Origin of the sequence: Paenibacillus glycanilyticus, from assembly GCF_051200795.1 — a bacterium.
Lineage (GTDB): Bacteria > Bacillota > Bacilli > Paenibacillales > Paenibacillaceae > Pristimantibacillus > Pristimantibacillus glycanilyticus.
In genome coordinates, this window is sequence record NZ_CP195155.1 from 5860087 (window position 1) to 5878485 (window position 18399).

At 51.9% G+C, this 18399-nt stretch carries 16 protein-coding genes; 5 read left to right on the plus strand and 11 right to left on the minus strand.

The genetic code is table 11. The features are described from left to right. Positions 1 to 68: 68 nt before the first annotated feature. Positions 69 to 944, plus strand: a complete 876-nt coding sequence (locus tag ACR9FF_RS26390) for an AraC family transcriptional regulator (protein ID WP_435166518.1) — start codon at positions 69 to 71, stop codon at positions 942 to 944. Beyond that, entirely contained in the window at positions 941 to 1354 is a 414-nt protein-coding gene (locus tag ACR9FF_RS26395) for a cupin domain-containing protein (protein WP_127492778.1), read from the plus strand. The genes ACR9FF_RS26390 and ACR9FF_RS26395 overlap by 4 nt, the downstream gene beginning before the upstream one ends. Positions 1355 to 1486: 132 nt before the next feature. Here ACR9FF_RS26395 and ACR9FF_RS26400 read toward each other — a convergent pair whose 3' ends face one another. Both ACR9FF_RS26400 and ACR9FF_RS26405 read right to left on the minus strand, forming a co-directional pair. Continuing rightward, positions 1487 to 2176, minus strand: a complete 690-nt coding sequence (locus ACR9FF_RS26400; protein WP_435166521.1) for a glycosyltransferase family 2 protein — start codon at positions 2174 to 2176, stop codon at positions 1487 to 1489. A gap of 1 nt (position 2177) precedes the next feature. Then, positions 2178 to 3206, minus strand: coding sequence for a glycosyltransferase family 4 protein (locus tag ACR9FF_RS26405; protein ID WP_435166524.1), 1029 nt, complete (start codon positions 3204 to 3206; stop codon positions 2178 to 2180). 200 nt (positions 3207 to 3406) lie between these two features. Between ACR9FF_RS26405 and ACR9FF_RS26410 the strand changes: the two genes are divergently transcribed. Together ACR9FF_RS26410 and ACR9FF_RS26415 are read left to right on the plus strand one after the other, a co-directional pair. Beyond that, positions 3407 to 4390, plus strand: a complete 984-nt coding sequence (locus tag ACR9FF_RS26410; protein WP_435172224.1) for a sugar phosphate nucleotidyltransferase — start codon at positions 3407 to 3409, stop codon at positions 4388 to 4390. Continuing rightward, positions 4387 to 5682 carry a UDP-glucose dehydrogenase family protein gene (locus ACR9FF_RS26415; protein ID WP_435166527.1) on the plus strand — a complete coding sequence of 432 codons (1296 nt, stop codon included), beginning with the start codon at positions 4387 to 4389 and terminating at the stop codon, positions 5680 to 5682. The genes ACR9FF_RS26410 and ACR9FF_RS26415 overlap by 4 nt, the downstream gene beginning before the upstream one ends. A gap of 73 nt (positions 5683 to 5755) precedes the next feature. Here ACR9FF_RS26415 and ACR9FF_RS26420 read toward each other — a convergent pair whose 3' ends face one another. Continuing rightward, a complete protein-coding gene (locus ACR9FF_RS26420; RefSeq protein WP_435166530.1) occupies positions 5756 to 6835 on the minus strand; it encodes a glycoside hydrolase family 172 protein in 1080 nt (359 codons plus the stop codon). A gap of 49 nt (positions 6836 to 6884) precedes the next feature. Next, complete coding sequence (locus ACR9FF_RS26425; RefSeq protein WP_435166533.1) at positions 6885 to 9293, minus strand: glycoside hydrolase family 2 TIM barrel-domain containing protein; 2409 nt, start codon at positions 9291 to 9293, stop codon at positions 6885 to 6887. A 125-nt stretch (positions 9294 to 9418) separates the two neighbouring features. Between ACR9FF_RS26425 and ACR9FF_RS26430 the strand changes: the two genes are divergently transcribed. Then, a complete protein-coding gene (locus ACR9FF_RS26430; RefSeq protein WP_435166536.1) occupies positions 9419 to 10267 on the plus strand; it encodes a helix-turn-helix domain-containing protein in 849 nt (282 codons plus the stop codon). A gap of 44 nt (positions 10268 to 10311) precedes the next feature. Here the strand turns inward: ACR9FF_RS26430 and ACR9FF_RS26435 are convergent, their stop codons facing one another. From ACR9FF_RS26435 to ACR9FF_RS26465, 7 genes are all read right to left on the minus strand, one after another. Next, positions 10312 to 10992 (minus strand): VOC family protein, encoded by a 681-nt coding sequence (locus ACR9FF_RS26435; protein ID WP_435166539.1) that lies wholly within the window; start codon positions 10990 to 10992, stop codon positions 10312 to 10314. Between the two features lie 50 nt (positions 10993 to 11042). Further along, positions 11043 to 11654 carry a hypothetical protein gene (locus ACR9FF_RS26440; protein ID WP_435166542.1) on the minus strand — a complete coding sequence of 204 codons (612 nt, stop codon included), beginning with the start codon at positions 11652 to 11654 and terminating at the stop codon, positions 11043 to 11045. 149 nt (positions 11655 to 11803) lie between these two features. Then, positions 11804 to 13996 carry an alpha-galactosidase gene (locus ACR9FF_RS26445; protein WP_127492758.1) on the minus strand — a complete coding sequence of 731 codons (2193 nt, stop codon included), beginning with the start codon at positions 13994 to 13996 and terminating at the stop codon, positions 11804 to 11806. Positions 13997 to 14030: 34 nt separating this feature from the next. Then, on the minus strand, positions 14031 to 15053 hold the full coding sequence (locus ACR9FF_RS26450) for a LacI family DNA-binding transcriptional regulator (RefSeq protein ID WP_201007707.1): 1023 nt from the start codon (positions 15051 to 15053) through the stop codon (positions 14031 to 14033). A 163-nt stretch (positions 15054 to 15216) separates the two neighbouring features. Then, positions 15217 to 15738 carry a hypothetical protein gene (locus ACR9FF_RS26455; RefSeq protein WP_435166546.1) on the minus strand — a complete coding sequence of 174 codons (522 nt, stop codon included), beginning with the start codon at positions 15736 to 15738 and terminating at the stop codon, positions 15217 to 15219. A gap of 821 nt (positions 15739 to 16559) precedes the next feature. Beyond that, a complete protein-coding gene (locus tag ACR9FF_RS26460) occupies positions 16560 to 17237 on the minus strand; it encodes an ABC transporter ATP-binding protein (RefSeq protein ID WP_435166549.1) in 678 nt (225 codons plus the stop codon). Next, complete coding sequence (locus ACR9FF_RS26465; protein WP_435166552.1) at positions 17234 to 18346, minus strand: ABC transporter permease; 1113 nt, start codon at positions 18344 to 18346, stop codon at positions 17234 to 17236. Before ACR9FF_RS26465 ends, ACR9FF_RS26460 begins: the two co-directional genes overlap by 4 nt. Between the last annotated feature and the right edge of the window lie 53 nt (positions 18347 to 18399).

Genomic DNA, 18399 nt, shown 5'->3' on the forward strand with positions numbered 1-18399 from the left:
TAATGTCTTAATGCTTCTTGTTGTTTATTATCCCGATCTTGCTAATCTGATGGCTGGAGGCAGCACCTATGCGAAGTGATTTATGGGAAGATACCCTGATGACCGATCCGGCTCTGCCGATTAATGTGTTCCATCCGACCTTTAGGATCGGGTGCTCCTTGCCTCTTCACTGGCATGAGCATTTTGAACTCATCTACGTCGAAAGCGGCGAGGTTCTCTACACGATTGGCGGACAGCCGTTCCCTACCAAGCCGGGCGACATGCTGTTCGTCAACAGCGGCGAGCTCCATTCGGCATCCTCGCTTAATCCGAACGAGCCTTTTACGATATACGCGCTTGTGTTTAATCCGTCTATACTAGGCCTGAAAGAACCTCATATTGTTGATCTGGTCGCTCCTTACACGAACGGCATGTCCATGATTGCAAGCCGCATTGAACAGACGGATTCGCGGTACCCGCTGTTAAAGCAGACAACGCTGCAGCTAGCCGAAGAATTCGAACGGAAGCCCCGCGGCTATGAGCTGGCCGTCCGCTCTTACTGCCAACTGCTCTTCACCTGGCTGAGCCGGGAATTTACCGTCATGCAGCGCAGCGACACCGAGATGAACGCGTTCCGCGAGAGAACCAACCGGTTCAAGGAGCTGCTTACCCGCCTGGAATCCGACGTGGCCGAGCGCGTAACCGTCGAACAGGCGGCCTCTTTTGTCCATATGAGCCCGTACCATTTCTGCCGCATGTTCAAGAAGGTTACGGGCCAGACCTTTGTGCAATACATGAATCTTAACCGCATTAACAGAGCCGAATATTTGCTGAAAAACACCGCCATGAGCGTCACGGACATCGCCGCCGAGATCGGCTGCAGCAGCATCAACAGCTTCTCGAAGCTCTTCCGCCAGCTGCGGGGCGTGTCGCCGCGCGACCTTAGAAAGGGGCAGACAATATGAAAAAAGTAACCGCTTTCCCATTAGCGGGACATTTACTGTCAACAACGGGAGGCAATCTGGTTATGGCCGAGTGGACGGCAGAGGGCTGCACTGAAGGGGCGGAGCCTATGAAAATCGCTCCGCTGCACATTCATCGCGAGGATGATGAGGCATGGTACGTACTGGAAGGAACTCTTGCCTTCCGGATTGACGACCAGACGGTGGAGGCGAACGCAGGCGACGCCGTTATGGTGCCCCGGGGAGCCGCCCATACGTACTGGAATCCAAAGGCCGAGTCCGCGCGTTACCTTCTAATCATGACGGTCCGGATCAGCGAGTTGATCGAAGCCATCCACGCCGCCCCGGATCGCAGCCCGGAAGGGCTGCGAAGGCTATTTGAAAAGTATGAAACCGAATTCATAGGATGGTAACAGTTTATAAAGGGGCAAGAAAGATGGTTTGAGCACGAAAAAGCAGACGGGTTCCCGCCTGCTTTTTCGTGCTGTCCTAATCAATGCTCTTCCGCCAAGCCGATAATCCCCCGGCCCCCGCGTCTGCTGCCTCTAGTTTACGTAACGCCTGAAATGCTTCGTCCTGCGAACAAGTCTGCAGTGCGACATGTACAGACGCGTGCTTTTCTTTTGCGTGTGGCTTTTATAATCCCTTCTCCTTATACAGACGTAATGCCGCTTCGACAAGGAATACACGCGGAAGCCTCTGCGTATGCACCGCCCCACCCAACCGGAATCCGAGCCGACCTTCTTGAACTCGGGAAACGGGACGCGCTTCCAGACCGACTTCTTAAACACCAGCGTGCCGCCCTTGATGCTGCGCGAGTATTTCCTCTCACCCCCCCTGCGGAAAACCATTAGAGAACGATAGGCCTCAAAATAAATATAGGAGGTATGCTTGCCTACAATAGACGCCTTGCCGCTCTTGATCGCACGCGCGGCTTCCCGCAAAAATTTAGGCCCGTAATAATCGTCATCGTCAAACTTGGCGATCATGCCGTCCTGAGCCATATTAATGGCATAGTTCAAGCATTTGCCAAGCTTATATTCCTGGGGGAGCTGAATCACTCTAACTTCGTTCTCCGGGTATTGGTTGGCCCTCTCCTGATAAAGCTCGATATCCATCTTGTCGTTATTCAAGACGATAATCATCTGTTTGTCCTTCCAAACCTGCCGATCGTAATTATCGAATACATTATCGATGAATTGGGATCTCATCGTACACGCGATTACGGTGATCATCTTACTTATCATCTCCATTCGGCGCAGCCAGCAGCTTGGCTTTACGCCGGTTCCATAATGTATTTTTTTTGATTTTATACAATTTTTTATTGATGATTTTCTCATACAAACTTAAGAAGCGATCCGTCATGATTTGATCGGAATAGCGGGTCCTGGCATAACGTCTGCATTCGCTGGCCTTGGGCAGCCTTGTCTTGCGGTATTTAACCTTCATCGCCATTTCGGATGTTGTTTTGCATAGGAGCTGAGGCATTCCTTTAAGCACCTCGGCAACGCCGCCTTTATTGAAGCCTAGCACGGGCGTACCGCTGGCCAGCGATTCGATGAGGACCAGTCCGAAGGGTTCATCCCAAGTCGACGTGAACAGGACGCAGCTTGCGTTGGCGAGCAGTTCGCGTTTGCGGTCTCCGCCAACGGGGCCGATATAACTGATTTTGCTGCCCAGATGGGGTTTAATTTTTGCATTGAAATAAGCTTTGTCGTTCAGCGTGCCGGCAATGATGAGCCGCATGCCTGTTTTTTTGGCAACCTTAATGGCGAGATGGACGCCTTTTTCCTTGATTAATCTACCCATGAAGAGCAGGTAGTTTTGCTTGTCTTTCGTGTAGGTGTAATCCTCCATACGGATGCCGTTATGGACGGCATAACCCTTTCGTTTCCCGTATTTGCGGAGAATGAATTTGCTGACGTATACCCGAAGCTGTACATCGCCCTTTATTCCTTTGGAATGGGAGTTGCTTATAGTCGGAATAGGCGGATTTGCTTTCGCAACGATGCCGTAGTGATCGTGTATGATATCCACGTCAGGCGGGAGGTTTTTAATAATAAAGTCCAGCTGCTTTTTCGGATCATCCGACTCGTATTCGAACGTTTGGGTCGCATTCGAGGTTGATCCTTTCTTAGCAAACAGAAACACCTCATGTCCCCGGTTGACCAACTCTTCCGTTAAATAATGCACGTCGCGCTGCGTACCCCCGTAATCCTTCGGAGGCACAGGAATCGTATTCGTCGATATTTGAGCAATTCTCAAATGTCTCTCAACTCCTTAGGTCCAATCTTCCCATAGGCATTCTTTGTAGGATATGAATGGACTTCTGTGCAGGGCACGGCGTTTGCACCATTACCAGCCACCTACTTTATACCGTGTACAGTATACGCCCATACCAAATGTTAGCCTTTTTAATAGAATAGTAGAAGTTGATAGAAAGAGGTGAGAAGCTGTTGAAGGGATTGATTCTCTGTGCGGGGAAAGGAAGCCGTTTATATCCGTTTACCAAAAAACGGCCAAAAACGCTTATACCCGTTACAAATACGCCCCTGTTGCAATTATCAATCATGAAGTTAATGGAGCTTGGTATAGATCGTATCGGCATCGTCATCCACCCATCCCAAGAAGCCGACATTCGCGCGCAATTCGGCGAGGGAGAGGCGTTTGGCATTGCGATTACGTACATTTATCAGCATGAGCCCAAAGGAATCGCGAACGCGCTAAAAAATGCGGAATATTATTTATCGGGCGAGCCGTTCCTGCTTCTTCTGGGAGACAATTTGATTTCCGCTCCGTTAACCGATCTGAAGTACGATGTCGAGCATGGCGGTGTACAAGCGTCCTTATTGCTCGCGGAAGTTGCGGATCCGCAGGATTACGGCATCGCGGAGATCCGGGATTCCCGAATCATAGGCCTGGAAGAGAAACCGGTAAAGCCGAAGTCGAATTTAGCGGTTATAGGAGGCTACGCGTTTACGAAGGAGATCTTTGGCGCCGTGAACAATATCAAGCCCTCTAAGCGCGGCGAGTACGAAATCACGGATGCGATTCAGTGGTTGATCGAGCAGCATTACGAAGTCGCTTACCGTGTGACCGACCAACTGAATATCGACGTGGGCACGAAGGAGCGATGGCTGCTGGCCAATCGAAAGCTGCTGGAGGCCGAAGCCTTGCAGAAACGGGTTCACGACTCCGTCCAGATGGAGCGCTGCACCATCGTAGAGCCGGTATCGATCGATAAGGACTGCGTGCTGAAGGATTGCCGGATTGGCCCATACGTTTCGGTGGGAGCGGGATCCAGGCTGGAAAATTGCCAAATCGAGAACAGCATTATTTTGAATGGGGTGCATATAAAAGATCTCCCATTCCCTATTAAAAATGTGATTATCGGCGAACATTCCATTGTCGCCGGGGGACTGATGGATAAAGAGGTGGAGGAGCCTTGAAAATTCTGATTATCGGTACGGGCTATGTAGGAGCCACGACCGCAATGGTATTTGCCGAGATCGGCTGGCAGGTAACCGGACTTGATATCGATGCGGGCAAAATCGAACGGCTGAAGAAAGGACAACTGCATTTTCACGAGCCCGGCCTTGAAGACCTGATTGCCAAGCATGTGCAAAGCGGTCGGTTGCGGTTTACGACGGACAAAGCCGCCGCCATTAAAGAGCACGACGTTATTTTCCTTTGCGTCGGGACGCCATCGCTTCCGGATGGAAGCGCCGACCTCCGCTACGTTGGGAAAGCCGCCGAGGATATCGGACGTTTGATGAAAGGCTATAAACTTGTCGTCACCAAAAGCACCGTGCCCGTCGGAACGCAAGAGCAGATCAAGAAGTGGATAGAAGCTGCGCAGCAAACGGCCTATCCCTTCGACGTCGCTTCCAACCCCGAATTCCTGAGGGAAGGCAAGGCCGTCGAAGATGCTTTGCATCCCGACCGAATCGTGATCGGTACCGACAGCCAGCGGGCAACGGAGCAGCTTAAAAAGCTGTATTGGTCTTTTACCTGCCCTTGGATTGTAACGACGCCAAGAACCGCGGAGCTTATCAAATATGCATCCAATTCGTTTCTCGCAACTAAAATATCGTATATGAACGAGCTTGCTAGACTTTGCGACGAGCTGGAGGTCAACGTAAAGGAGATTGCCGAAGGAATGGGCCTTGATCCCCGGATCGGGCCAAGCTTCCTGCAAGCGGGACTTGGGTACGGAGGCTCCTGTTTTCCCAAGGATGTATCGGAGCTGGTTACGACTTCAAATAAACATCAGGTAAACCTACGGATCCTGGAGGGAGTCATAGAGGTCAACCGCACGCAGTACGCTTATTTGCTCGACAAGGCGCGGGCGCGCCTCGGCGGCTTCGCGGGCAAAACCGTTGCGGTACTGGGGCTGGCGTTCAAGCCGGATACGGACGATATTCGCGAAGCGCCGGCTTTACGGATCATCGACCAATTGCTGCTCGAGCAAGCGGGCGTGCAGTTGTATGATCCCATTGCGTCTTTACCGGGTAACGCAGCGTACCAGGCAGTGAAGGTTTGCACCTCGGCGGAAGATGCCTTAAAAGGCGCGGATGCGATTATTCTGTGCACGGAATGGCCGGAATTCGCACAGCTCGATTGGAAAAAGGCGAAGAAGCTCCTTAAGCAGCCCAACCTCTTTGACGGGCGCAATATGATGGACGCTAAGCGGCTGCGCGCGCTTGGCTATTATTATCAAGGCATCGGCAGCGGTTATTGATTCGTTTTTTGCAGATAAAGAGAAGGCTGGCCTCGGAGTCCAATGACCCGAGGCCAGCCTATTATTTTACGGCCTAAATAATTTCGAGATCGTCTATTCCCGGCATTGGCGGATGAGCCGCATGCGGCTCCATCTGATACCAGTAAGCGACCGATGCGATATCGTCCTGAAGCGGCAGGTAACGCCCATGCGAACGCCAACCCAGCGCCTGAATCGTCACTTTCAGATTATCCTCGAAGCGGATCGGATCCATTACGTGGAACCTGTACATGCCAAAGCGCTGATTCGCCTTGTACAAGCCGTCGGCCTTTATCGCCTGATGCATCCCGAGGAATGGCGTGGAATACGTCACATACTGCCCGTTCATGTCCCAGTTCCAGGCACCGCCGAAGTAATCCTCCGTCCCCGTGCTGCAGATCGTCGGATAATCCTTGTCGCCGTCCATGTAGAACTTGACCTCTCCCTCACCCCACCAGTTGTTGCTGTTCACCTGCCAGGCGAGATAGGTGCCGACGTAATGCCCTTTACCTTTAATGCCGTCAACAATCGTATGAACGTCCTTGTACGGAACCGGATTGCTGCAGCGCCACTGGGCATGGAAATACGCCATATCGTCCGGAACGTCCGTCAGCGTGTAGTTGATCTGATAATATAGAATCGTCGATTCATGCGACAGGTTCTGCATGACGATCCGCGCCTTTTTGCGGAAAGGCATTTCCCAATAGCTGTTGAAGCCGCCCGCCGGATTTACCGAGATCGGCAGCGAATTGACAAGCGCGCGTTCGCCCCAGCCGTTGCAGAAGAAGTCCCCGACCGGCACATACACGGAAGGCTCCTCTTCCTCATCCCAATAAATTTTGAAAATAAGCGATCTTACAACCTGATGCGAGCAGGTCAGCCAAATATTCTGGATGACGCCCGGCCCGTCGATAACCCCCATCGTAAACTCCTGATGGCCCGCGATGCTGACCGAAGGGGATACCTTCCAGCCAACGCCTAGGTCACGTGCCGCTTGAGCTCCCGTACCTTCGGACGCCATAGCTCCCTTGCCCTTCTCGCCCGTAAAATTTTCCGGAGAAATCGATCTCGATACCGCATTCGAAACTCTCGCCAAATTGCCAAGTCCCATACCTAATCCGTTAAAAGCGTTCATGTTATTGAGTAGCCTCCCGGGATATAAAATTGTAGGTGATCTTGCCTGCTTACGCGTTTACGGCTTCCGTAATGCCGATTGCTTTGATCGTTATCTTGGAGGCTTGGAGTCCCTCCGCCGCTGCCGTGACAATAATATCCCCGGCCTCGGTTGTTGCTCTTACGTAAGCGAGAAGCTTGCCGCAATGGGCTTTGCGTACCCGCGAGCTGAACGGCTCCAGATCCTGAATATCGCCGTTTTCCATCCCGATAATTTCACCCGGACCTTCTATCGTCAGAGCAATCGGGTGCACGGCCAGATACACGGGACGACCCTCGCCATCCGTAATCTGAATTTCGATATGCGCGATATCCAGCCCGTCGGCCTGAAGCTCGGCGGCATCCGCATGCAGCTGCAGCCGAGCCGCCTCGGTTACCGTGTTAAGGACGCAGGAATAGGTCTCGCCATCTTTTCCTTTCGCCACCGCTTCCAATGTTCCTTCTTCAAAAGCCGTCTCCCAAGTCAGGTACAGCTCCGGCGCATCCGCCAGCTTCTTCACGCCAAGCGACCGGCCGTTCAGCAGCAGCTCCACCTCTTCGCAGTTCGTATGGCAGCTGACCTTAAGCTGCTCGCCCGCTTCCCAGTTCCAATGCGGCACGCCGCCGGTCCATCTTCTCGAGCCCTTCTCGGGATCCTCCGCCTTGATTGCGGCAAGGAAAACAACCGGCTTGCCGCTCCACAAGCTTTGGCGGTAATAATAGCTTGTTTTCTTGAAGCCCGCCGTGTCCATAAACCCGGCCCCGGCTACGCGCACCGGCCAGCCTTTAGCTTCGCCCAAGTAATCGATGCCGGTCCAGATGAACTGTCCGCTGATCGCATCGTTATCCCGAACCGCCAGCCAAGCCTGCAGGCTCGAGCCGTTTTCGCTGCCGTAGGTGACCCGGTCCGGGAATTTCCGGAGATCCTCCTCGTATAGATGCTCCTTATAGTTGTAGCCGACGATATCGAGCGCTTCCGCGTAACCGGTCAGGTTGGACAGCTCCGGAAAAGCAAGCGCAGCCGTTACCGGCCTTGTCGTATCGCATTCCTTAACCGCCTTCGCAAGCCGCCTTGCGATAACCGCCAGACGCTCCGCATTGGGCTTATTCGGATCGTATTGACGCTCCGCAGCCGGTTTGTTGGCATCGTTGTTGCCGGTCATCGTCTCGAAATAAGGATGGCAATACGGATCATTCGGATAATCCACTTCATTGCCGATGCTCCACATGATAATCGAAGGATGGTTGCGGTCGCGGAGGACCATTTCCTTCAGGTCGATCTCTCCCCATTGCGGGAAGTCCTCGTAATAGCCGAAATGCTTCGGCGGATACACGTTATGGCCCGTCGACCATTTGTTCTTCACGCCTTCCCATTCGTCAAACGCCTCGTCGATAACAAGGAAGCCCATTTGATCGCATAGATCCAGCAGATTGGAAGCCGGCGGATTATGGCTCATCCGGATCGCGTTGCAGCCCAGTTCCTTCAGCGCTTCAAGCCGGCGGCCCCAGACTTTGGCCGGAACGGCGGCGCCTAAAGCGCCTGCGTCGTGATGCACGCATACGCCTTTCATTTTCATATTCGCGCCGTTAAGGAAAAAGCCGTTCGCCGCATCGAATTCAAACCAGCGGATACCGGCCGGCTTCTCGACATGATCAACAAGCTCGCCGTCCCGCAGGATTTCCGTTCTGACCGTGTAAAGATAAGGGCTGTCCGGCGACCAAAGCTTTGGATTTGCAACAATCAGCGTCTGCTCCGTTTCTTTCGCGGAGTCGCCCGGCACGGACATGCTGCCATGCACCGTCTGAACCGCTTGCCCCGCATGATCCAGAATCGTATTCTTTATTTCCACCAGCTCATCCTTGGCAGAACCGTTCGCCACTTTCACCTTAACCGCTACCTCGGCCTGCTCCTTGGATACGACAGGCGTTGTCACGAACACGCCGTACGTATCGATATGAACCTGATCGGTTATCGTCACGAATACGTCCCTATAGATGCCCGAGCCGGTAAACCATCTGGAATCGGCAATATCCTTATGGTCAACCTTTACCGAGATGATCGTTTCCTGGTCTCCAAACGAGACGAAATCCGTTATATCATACGTAAAAGAGCTATAACCGTAAGGCCGTTTTCCGATATAATAACTGTTGCACCATACTTGCGAATTGTTGTAAACGCCTTCAAAAGTAATGTAGACGCGCTTGCCTTGAAGATTCGAAGGGAGAGCTATCGCTTTTCTGTACCAGCCGATACCGCCCGGCAGATAGCCTGTTCCGCTGGAATGCTCCTCGGAGAACGGCTCTTCAACCGACCAGTCATGAGGAAGAGTAACCTGACGCCAATTGGAATCGTCTAAGCCTTTATACCAGGCACGAGGCTCATCGCCTCTATGAAATTTCCAATTCAAATTAATAGGAATAATGATACGTCCCTTGTTCATCCGCTTTCCCCTTTCGCATTCCCTTTATTGCGATTCACCTAGATTATAGAGCTATAATAGGGAATATAGAATGAATCAAATTGCTGTAAACATACACAAAATTGTTGTTCCGGGAGTGACGCTTTGTGATCAGTATATCCGGTGATGCCCACAGCTGGCAGGAGCGCGGAATTGAGGATGAAGAGCAATTTCTGGCCGTCAACTGGTGCGGCTACCAAAGGCTCCAGACAAGAAGCCTGTCGCGCAATCGCGAGCATGGACGGGTAGATTTTCAACTGATCTATGTAACGGGCGGCAAAGGGCGCTTTCGATTCCATAACGAGACGATCGAGGTTCCAAGCGGCAGCCTGGTCGTCTATACGCCGGGGCAGCCGCAGCATTACAGCTATCAAGCCGAGGATGGCACGGAGGTCTATTGGATTCATTTTACCGGGTACAGCGCTTATGATTACCTGCAGCAATTCGGCCTGCTGAAGCAGCCCGTTCATACGGTTGGCATGATAGACGAAGTAACCGCTTTGATCAAAAAAATCATCCAGGAGCTGAACAGCCACCGGCCGCTCGGCAGTCATATGGTTAACGCCTACCTGCTGGAGATGCTGACTCTTCTTGGCAGAAGGCTGCAAACGGCGGAAGAACCGGGAGCGCAGGGACGGCATCCCGACATTAATCAGATGATTGCTTTTATCCATGAAAAATACAGCGATTCCTTAAGCATCTCCGAACTGGCGGGCGAATGCTCCTTGAGCGTATTCCGGTTTATTCACAAGTTCAAAGAAGTGACCGGCATGACGCCGATGAAATATATTACCGAGATTCGGATCAACGAAGCGAAAAAGCTGCTGTCGGAGTCTTCGCTTCATGTGAAGGAAATTGCGGCCGTTGTCGGCTATGACAACCCGCTCTACTTCAGCCGGATTTTCCGCAGCACCGTAGGCATTCCGCCAAGCGAATACAAGAAGCAGTTTCAATGAGCGAGTAAGCATGAAAAAGCCCTGTTCCGGGAACAGGGCGGATATTATTCGGCTGAGCTCGCGATGATGATCTCGTAGGGATAGCCGGGAATAACGGATCTCCGGTCTTGCGATCCCGCTATCGTGACCGAGAATGGCACAACCTCCGCTTGCGTCTGCGTCGGAAACCAGGACCGATCCTGGGAGGCTATGATAAACAGGCCATGCTCATCTCCGACTGGTTGGAAGTTAGTTCCATTGCCGCGCCATGGATCTAAACCGAGCTCCTCCCGGCAATACCGTACAACCTCCGGCACGGCTGCTGCCGGCATGCCCAGCTCGCTGATGCCTTGCACGTCCTTCTGGATCGAGAACGGTCCCTCCGCTTGACTGGCCAGGTTATGACGCGCGATGAATTCAACGATATTGCCCGCGGCATCGTAGAAATAGCAAGCATGTGCATTCCAATCCTCAAAATGGAAAATTTCATCCCGCCCGTCGCTTAGCGTCCGGGTCCGTTCACGTACAAAGCGAACCGCCGACTCCAGCTTATTCTCTTCGATATTAAAGGCAAAATGATAGACATAGCTTTCATTAGCCTGCTTAAACGTTAATCGCGTATGCCCGGCCTTCACGGTGAAGGAATCTTCCGTTTCTTCTATTAATGGCAGGCCGAGCAAGCCTGTGTAAAAGCTCTTTTGCTCCGGCAAAAGAGGTGTATAGAGTTCTAACCTTTGGATAATCATTCGACTTTCTCCTTCCATACTCATTCACAACTTCTGCTGGCAGACTGTCCCTACTCCCGCTCGTATTTCACGAGGTTAAATCCTTCGAATTTCAGCGTTAACCCGCCGTCAAGATCCTTAAGCTGCTCCACGGGAATAAAAGCGCTGTTTCTGCCGTTTCCGTCGTTTATCGGAAGCTTGATGCCGTTATCGGCATAATAGTCCGGCATAAACAAAACGTTGCTAAAGGAATGATCGCTATTAAAGATAACGTCGGTTACAAAGCTGCCTTTGCCGTATAGATAAGTAGGATCAAACTTCAACTCGATATAAATATTGTCCGAATTCTGGGGCGGGTTGTACCAAGCAACCGTTTCCAGGTAGATCTTCGTATGATTGCGGTTATAGATAAGCTTGTGCAGTCGGAACACTTCGCCTTGCTTCTTCGGAATATAGGCGGGATCAATCCGGAAATCCAGCCTCTCCGACTGCTGCTGCCCCGCAATCCGGTAGCCGTTCCGCGAGAATATACGGTCTTCGATGACAGCCTGGGAATACCTCTCCTGCAGCATCGCGTGTACCGTTAGCAGCAAAGGTGTCAGCATAAAAGCGATCAGCAAGGCTGCAAGGCTTTTTACGGTAAAAATCCGTTCAAGCGAATAGCCGCGAATGCGAATGTTCACCTTCCTCATAACCTCCTTCGGCTCTTATTCTCTTCCTTCTATTGTACTCGAGCTCAGGCCTATAAATATGCTTACTAGTAAAATTTAACCTTTCTTATCGTTACAAAAAAATCCTGAAAGGAGCTTCGCCCTTTCAGGATTTTTACTATTTATTTTACCGCGCGGAAGCGGAATACCTTGCTCGAATAATCGCCATGGAAGAGTGGTGCCTGGATGCCGGCATGCATCAGCTCGTCGCCGCCGAATGCGCCTTCTTCTCCGTCGAGTACATAGTCGAAGTTCGGATCTAGCCCTTTCAGGCGGAGGCGGTCCAGCTTCTGATTAGCCTCTTGAAGAACGGATACGTAAACGACAAACGCTTCGCTCTTGTCTTTGGAGACAAACATCCAAGCCGTCTCGTTGCCCTCAAACGGGCTAAGCAGACGGTAGAAGTCGCCGAATTGCACCAAAGGACGAACCTCTTTGTACAGTTCAACCTGCTTCTTCACGGCTTCTTTTTCTTCATCCGTAAACACGGTGAGGTCCAGCTCGTAACCGAAGTTGCCGGACAAAGCTACGTTGCCGCGAGTTTCAAGGGAGGCTTTACGGCCAACTTGGTGGTTAGGAATCGCCGATACATGGGCGCCCATCGTGCTGATCGGATAAACGATGCTTGTGCCGTACTGGATTTTCAGGCGGGATACCGCATCGGTATTATCGCTGGTCCAAGTCTGCGGCATGTAATACAGCATACCCGGATCGAAACGTCCGCCGCCGCCCGAGCAGCTCTCGAACAGAATGTGCGGGAACGACGATGTAATCGTCTCGAGTACTTCATACAGTCCCAGCATGTAGCGGTGAGCCGTCTCGCGCTGGCGGTCAGCCGGCAGGAGAGCGGAACCGATCTCCGTCATGTTACGGTTCATGTCCCATTTCACGTAAGTGATAGGCGCGCTCGACAGGATATCCGATACCGTCTTCACGATGTAGTCTCTCACATCCTGGCGGGAGAAGTCGAGAATGAGCTGATTGCGGCCCTGCGATCTGCGGCGGCCTTCCACATGGAGGCACCAGTCCGGATGCGCCTTGTACAGCTCGCTCTCCGGCGAGATCATCTCCGGCTCGAACCACAAGCCAAATTGCATATCGAGACGTTTTACCCGGGCAACCAGATCCTCGAGTCCGTTCGGCAGCTTATTCTTGTCTACAAACCAGTCGCCAAGGGACGTTGTATCGTTATTGCGTTTGCCGAACCAGCCGTCGTCGAGTACAAACATTTCGATGCCAAGCTCTTTGCCCGCCGTAGCGATCGCTTCGATTTTGTCTGCGTTGAAGTTGAAGTACGTCGCTTCCCAGTTGTTGACGAGGATGGGACGGGTCTTGTCGCGGAATTCCCCGCGAACCAGTCTTGTGCGATACAGCTCATGATAAATGCGGGACATGCCGCCAAGTCCGTCAGGCGAGAACACCATAACCGCTTCCGGCGTCTGGAACTGCGCTCCGGCTTCCAGCTTCCAGTTGAAGTCGAACGGATTAATGCCGATAAACAAACGCGACGAATGGTATTGATCGACTTCAACGCCCGCGATAAAGCTGCCGCTGTATACAAGGTTAACGCCGTAAACATCGCCATGATCCTCGGTTGCGCCTTCGCTGAGCAAGGCGAGGAATGGATTTTGCATATGGCTGGAGGAACCGCGGCGGCTCTCTACGGATTGCATGCCTGGCTCAAGCTTCCGCTTGTGCACGTAACGCTCGCGCGCCCATGCGCCGGACAATTGCAGCATTTCGAAGCGGTCATGGACGAAATCCACGCTCATGCTAAGCGCGCGCTGCAGATCAAGCGTCATCTCGCCGCTATTAATGAATTTCACGGAACGCGTAATCGCGTCATGCTCCTCGAATACCGTATAGGACAGTACCGCCTCAAGTCCGGTCAGGTCATCCTTCAGCGTCAGCTCAAGCGTCTGCGCTTCCGAGTCCGACTCGACATAAACAGCCGGCAGGCCGTCGAGTTTCTTTTTCCCGCTGTAAATCTCGTGGGAGTGGTAAGTCAATTCCAGAATCGTGGAGCCGTTAGGCAGCTTCACTTGGTAAGCCGGCGAACGGAAATCGGTTGCTCCATAGGAAGGGTACTCCTGCGGCAAAGCATCAAGCGACAGATCCAGCTGGTTCTGGTCCGGATTCGGGCTGAAAGAAGCTCTTTCCTTGATCTGGAGCAGGCGGTTAAGCTGCAGGCCTCTTACCTTCTTGCCCCAATAAATGTGTGCGGGATAACCCTGCTTCAGAATTTGAAACGCGTAGCTTGTGTTTTTGGATTGCAGATGAAATACGCGGGTTTCCTGATCGTAAATAATAGCCATTGTTAGGTTCCTCCTCATAAATGCAATAAATAATTTACCTGCTCGTTCCGCTGCTCTCCCGAACGATCAGCTTCGTGTTAATCGTAATATGCGAAGTGATTTCTCTTCCTTCTACTCGTTCAAGCAGCAGCTGCACGGCCGTCCGGCCCATCAGCTCGGTGTGAACGCGTACGGTTGTAAGCGGCGGCGTAAGGAAGGCGGATACCTCAATATCGTCGAAGCCGATGACCGCCATATCCTCCGGAACGCGAAGGCCGCGTTCATGAAGGGCGCGAAGCGCCCCAACCGCCATCGGATCGCTGGCAACAAAGCACGCCGTCGGCCGATGACCGTCGTCTAACATCCGAAGCATGGCTTCATACCCGCTATTCGAAGACCAATCCGCCAAATAAATGAGCTCCGGATTGTAAATACCCCGCTTCTGCTGCAGCTCCGAGAACAGTCTGGTCCGGGGATCCTCGTGCTGTCCGTCTTCGCGATGCTGGTCAGGATTCGAGCTGCCTCCGATAAAGCCAATCTCCGTATGCCCCAGCTCGTACAAATGGCGAAGCACTTCCTTCATCGCTTGGCCAAAGTTAAGCTGGACGGAATCGCAATCATCCGGGGTCTGGTCGTGATTAACGAAGATCACTCTGTCCTTATGCGGATACAGCCGGTATACCTCCTGCTCATCAACGGATCCAACCACAATAAGCCCGTCCAGCTCTGTAAGCGGTGTCACCTCGGACTTTAGAACACCGCGGATAACCTTATCGATTCCGATGCCAAGCTCCTCGCAGCGGGTTTCAATCCCGCGCCGGATGGCACCAAAGTATGGATCGCTATGCTCATCCTCAAGCGTTGACCACATGACGAGGCCAACCTTTATCGTGGAGATCAGCTGATCCTGCTTCATTCGCTTGAGGCGAGCCGGCTTATATTGCAGCTGTTCGGCAATACTAAAAATGCGGCTGCGCGTCTCTTCGCTGACGCTCAGCGACAAATCGTTATTCAGCACCCGCGATACCGTCGCAGGCGAGACGCCCGCTTCGCTTGCAATTTGTTTAATCGTAGCCATAAATGCCTCATTCGTTAAAAATTTAGTTAATAAATTTACTAAACTACAATTAATATTGTAGCAAATAGCCGCGGAACACACAAGAGCGAAGCTCGCGGGATGCCCAAGCGGCAATCGCAAGCTTCGCTCTATTTTGGCATGGGACTAATATTGACCCCGCTCTTTATAGCTCGGAAAGAGCAAAGGCGCTATCATAATCCGTGGCCGGAGCCAGGATTTGGAGGTCTTTGCCTTGGCCTGACGCAGCCCCAACCGGTTCAAACAGCAGCAGCTTTAAGCTTTCGAATTCGCCTGTTTTCCAGATTGAACTGAACTGCACAATATTCCAAGCTTTGAGAGCTCCTGTAGTTGAATCGTGGGTGCTATCAAGATAAACCGTAACTCCCCAACCACTCTTTGTATCTTCATAAAAAGTGGTTCGCATCATATTTTCTTTCGTCACGTCATACTTTGCGATCTCAATCTTTCCCGTAAAACTCTGATTACGAAACAGCTTCCGGTGCAAAGTACCTTTTACCGTCACCGTCGTTTTATCAACCGTAGACGGATCTCCCGGCCGGAACTCCACTGCAGGATAAGTAAGATTTATCTTCTTCGGAAAATCGTATTTCCATACGATTAATCCAGCAAGAGCTAATAAAATAAATAGAACGATACCGGTTATTTTCAATCCTCTGCTTAGCATTAACGCCACGCCCTCCCCATTCTCAGAAATTACCATATGGAATAGAACGAGCGCAACAGCGAAAAAGGTTCAATTATTCATATGGCAGTGCAGACCAATATAGGTGACCGTCCGGAAGGAAAAAAGGAGAATCAGGATTGTCTTGGAAAGGCGTGTTGATTTTGTTTTGACATTCATTAGCTACAACTACATACACAAATTCTCCCCCTCGTTCTTAGATCAAGTCTCCTGCCTTCAAAGTTGATGCTTCGGGGTTAGTGATAGCCTTATTAATCAACTCTTCTGTCCAAGTAACTCCTTGATCCCTACTAACCATACATAGCTTCATCCTAGGCTTGTCCCGATTGTCATTAGCATGAGACACTATGGCATCTATAATCATTTTGCTTTTTTCAGGGCTAAAACCAGCACCAACGCAACTTACCTTCCTAGCCGTTCTTCGCTTCAGCCTGCGAAATTTTCGTCTATCTTCATTCCTCAAAGGTTGTATACTCTCCCTTCTTTATTCCTCATGCCTTCATGCGCAGCGAAAGCTATCAAATAAAAATAGGCAACCATGTCCGGTTGCCCTTTACCTTTTTCTACATTGGATTCACTACAGTAGAAAGAGGCAAAAATGAGACTGCGCCTTAGCTACGTTGGATTGGCTCCAGTAAAATCACCGTAATTAAGCGAAATGTTCTGGAACGAGCCTATTTTCCTGCATAGATTCCAACGTAGCACATGTTCCTAAGCGAAACCAGCGCATTTTACTGGATGAATTCCAACGTAGCCCACTTGGTCAGCGCGCAGCAAAAGGACAATAAACTCGGACAAATAAACTAATGCGCAACCAAACGACCTTCCTCCAGATACAAAACGCGGTCGCATAACGGAAGAACCCGTTCATCGTGGGTCACCATAATAGCGGCTTTGCCCTGCTCCTTAGCCTCGCCCGCGATCATGCGCACAACATCCATCCCGCGGCTTGCGTCGAGACTTGCCGTTGGTTCGTCCGCAAGCAGAACGGCCGGATCATTCATTAGCGCTCTGGCGATTGCGACGCGCTGGCGCTCTCCTCCGGACAGCTTCTCCGGATAGGCGCTGCGGCGATGGGTCAAGCCCAGCTTCTGAAGCAGCTCCCTCGCCCTGCCCGTTGCCTGCTTTTTGTCCACGCCTCCCTGCTTCGCCACGAACAGCAGCTGCTCCTCCACTTTCAAATAAGGAATCAGATTAGCGCTTTGAAAAATAAACCCAAGCTTATGAAGCCTCATGTCCGACAGCTCCTGATGAGCTTTACCGATGACCGATTGCCCGTCAACCAGCACATCGCCGCTTGTTGGCTCGAGAAGTGCTCCCGCAATGGAAAGGAACGTGCTTTTCCCGGAGCCGGACGGCCCCATCACGGCTACAAGCTCGCCTTCCGCAACGCTTACATTCAGATTATCCAGGACGACGCGCCGCATGCCGCCATCCTCGAACGAATGCGTTATATTTTGCAAAACGATCCGATGTCTCATGCTGCCGTCCTCCCTATCGCATCCAAGGCGTTTATTCGGTTCACTTTCCATACGGATAGCAGGGAGCCTGCCAGCGACATGGCCAGAAAAGCGCCGCTTGTAAGAGCAAGCGTAGAGGCGGGAAGCTGAAACGGCATGCCGCTAGGCAATACCGATTCCAACGCTTGAACCAGAAGCACGCTGATAGTCAAGCTTGCGAGGCATAAGAGCAGCACCTGCAATGCCACGCTTCCGGCAAGATAAGAGGCGCGTGTACCGATCGCCTTCAGAATACCGAATTGGCTGCTCTTTTGAATCGTAATGACATAAAAGAATACCGCCAGGACAAAAGCCGAAATGACAAATAGGAACACAATCATCATCATTAACGAACCCTGCTCTTCCTTATAGCCGGGGATGGCCGAGACTGCTTCCGATTTCGTCACGATTTCGTTATCCGGCAAGGCTGCGGCAAGGCGCTCGGCCTGCTGCTTGCCGGCCTTAACCGCTATGGCACTGTAGGTGGTGTCGGTTGGCATTCCGCTCCTAGCCGCCGCCACCTGCTGAAGCTGCCTCCAGTCATGCTCGCTTAGAAATACGGCGGGGGAATGACTGAATGATTCCCGGTTAACAAACCCGGCAACCGTCCATTTCATGCCCGAGGCCTGATCAACGAGCGTTGAACCGATGCGCACTCCCGAGTCCTTTAACTTGCTGTCGACAAGCACGGAACCGACACCGGCTTCTTCAAGAGAACTCCCCTGGGCGGCCGGCGGCGTAAGCCAGCCTTCCGGCTCCACGGCAAGCAGCGTCACATCAAGCTTATACTCTTCCAAGGTTACCGTAGTCATCCGGACGCCAAGCGGCTGCGCGTTGTTCTCGCCGGCGATTGACTTGGCCTGTTCAAGAGCCTCCGCTCCAACCTGAGAGCGGGTAAACCGGTGGTTGGAATCCTTCTCCATTACAAAATGCGTAGCTTCCATATTTTCTATCGATGCCGCGTTGTCGTAAGCGAGTCCCCTCGCAAGTCCCGTAACGAACAGGACCAGAAAAGAGACCAGCAGCATAATCGTTGCGATAAGCGTATAGCGGACCTTTGAAAACCTCATTTCCCGTATAGCCAAATACATGTTGCTTCCCTCCCTTTGATAGCTCAAGTGTAGGAAGCGAAAATGAACGGCGC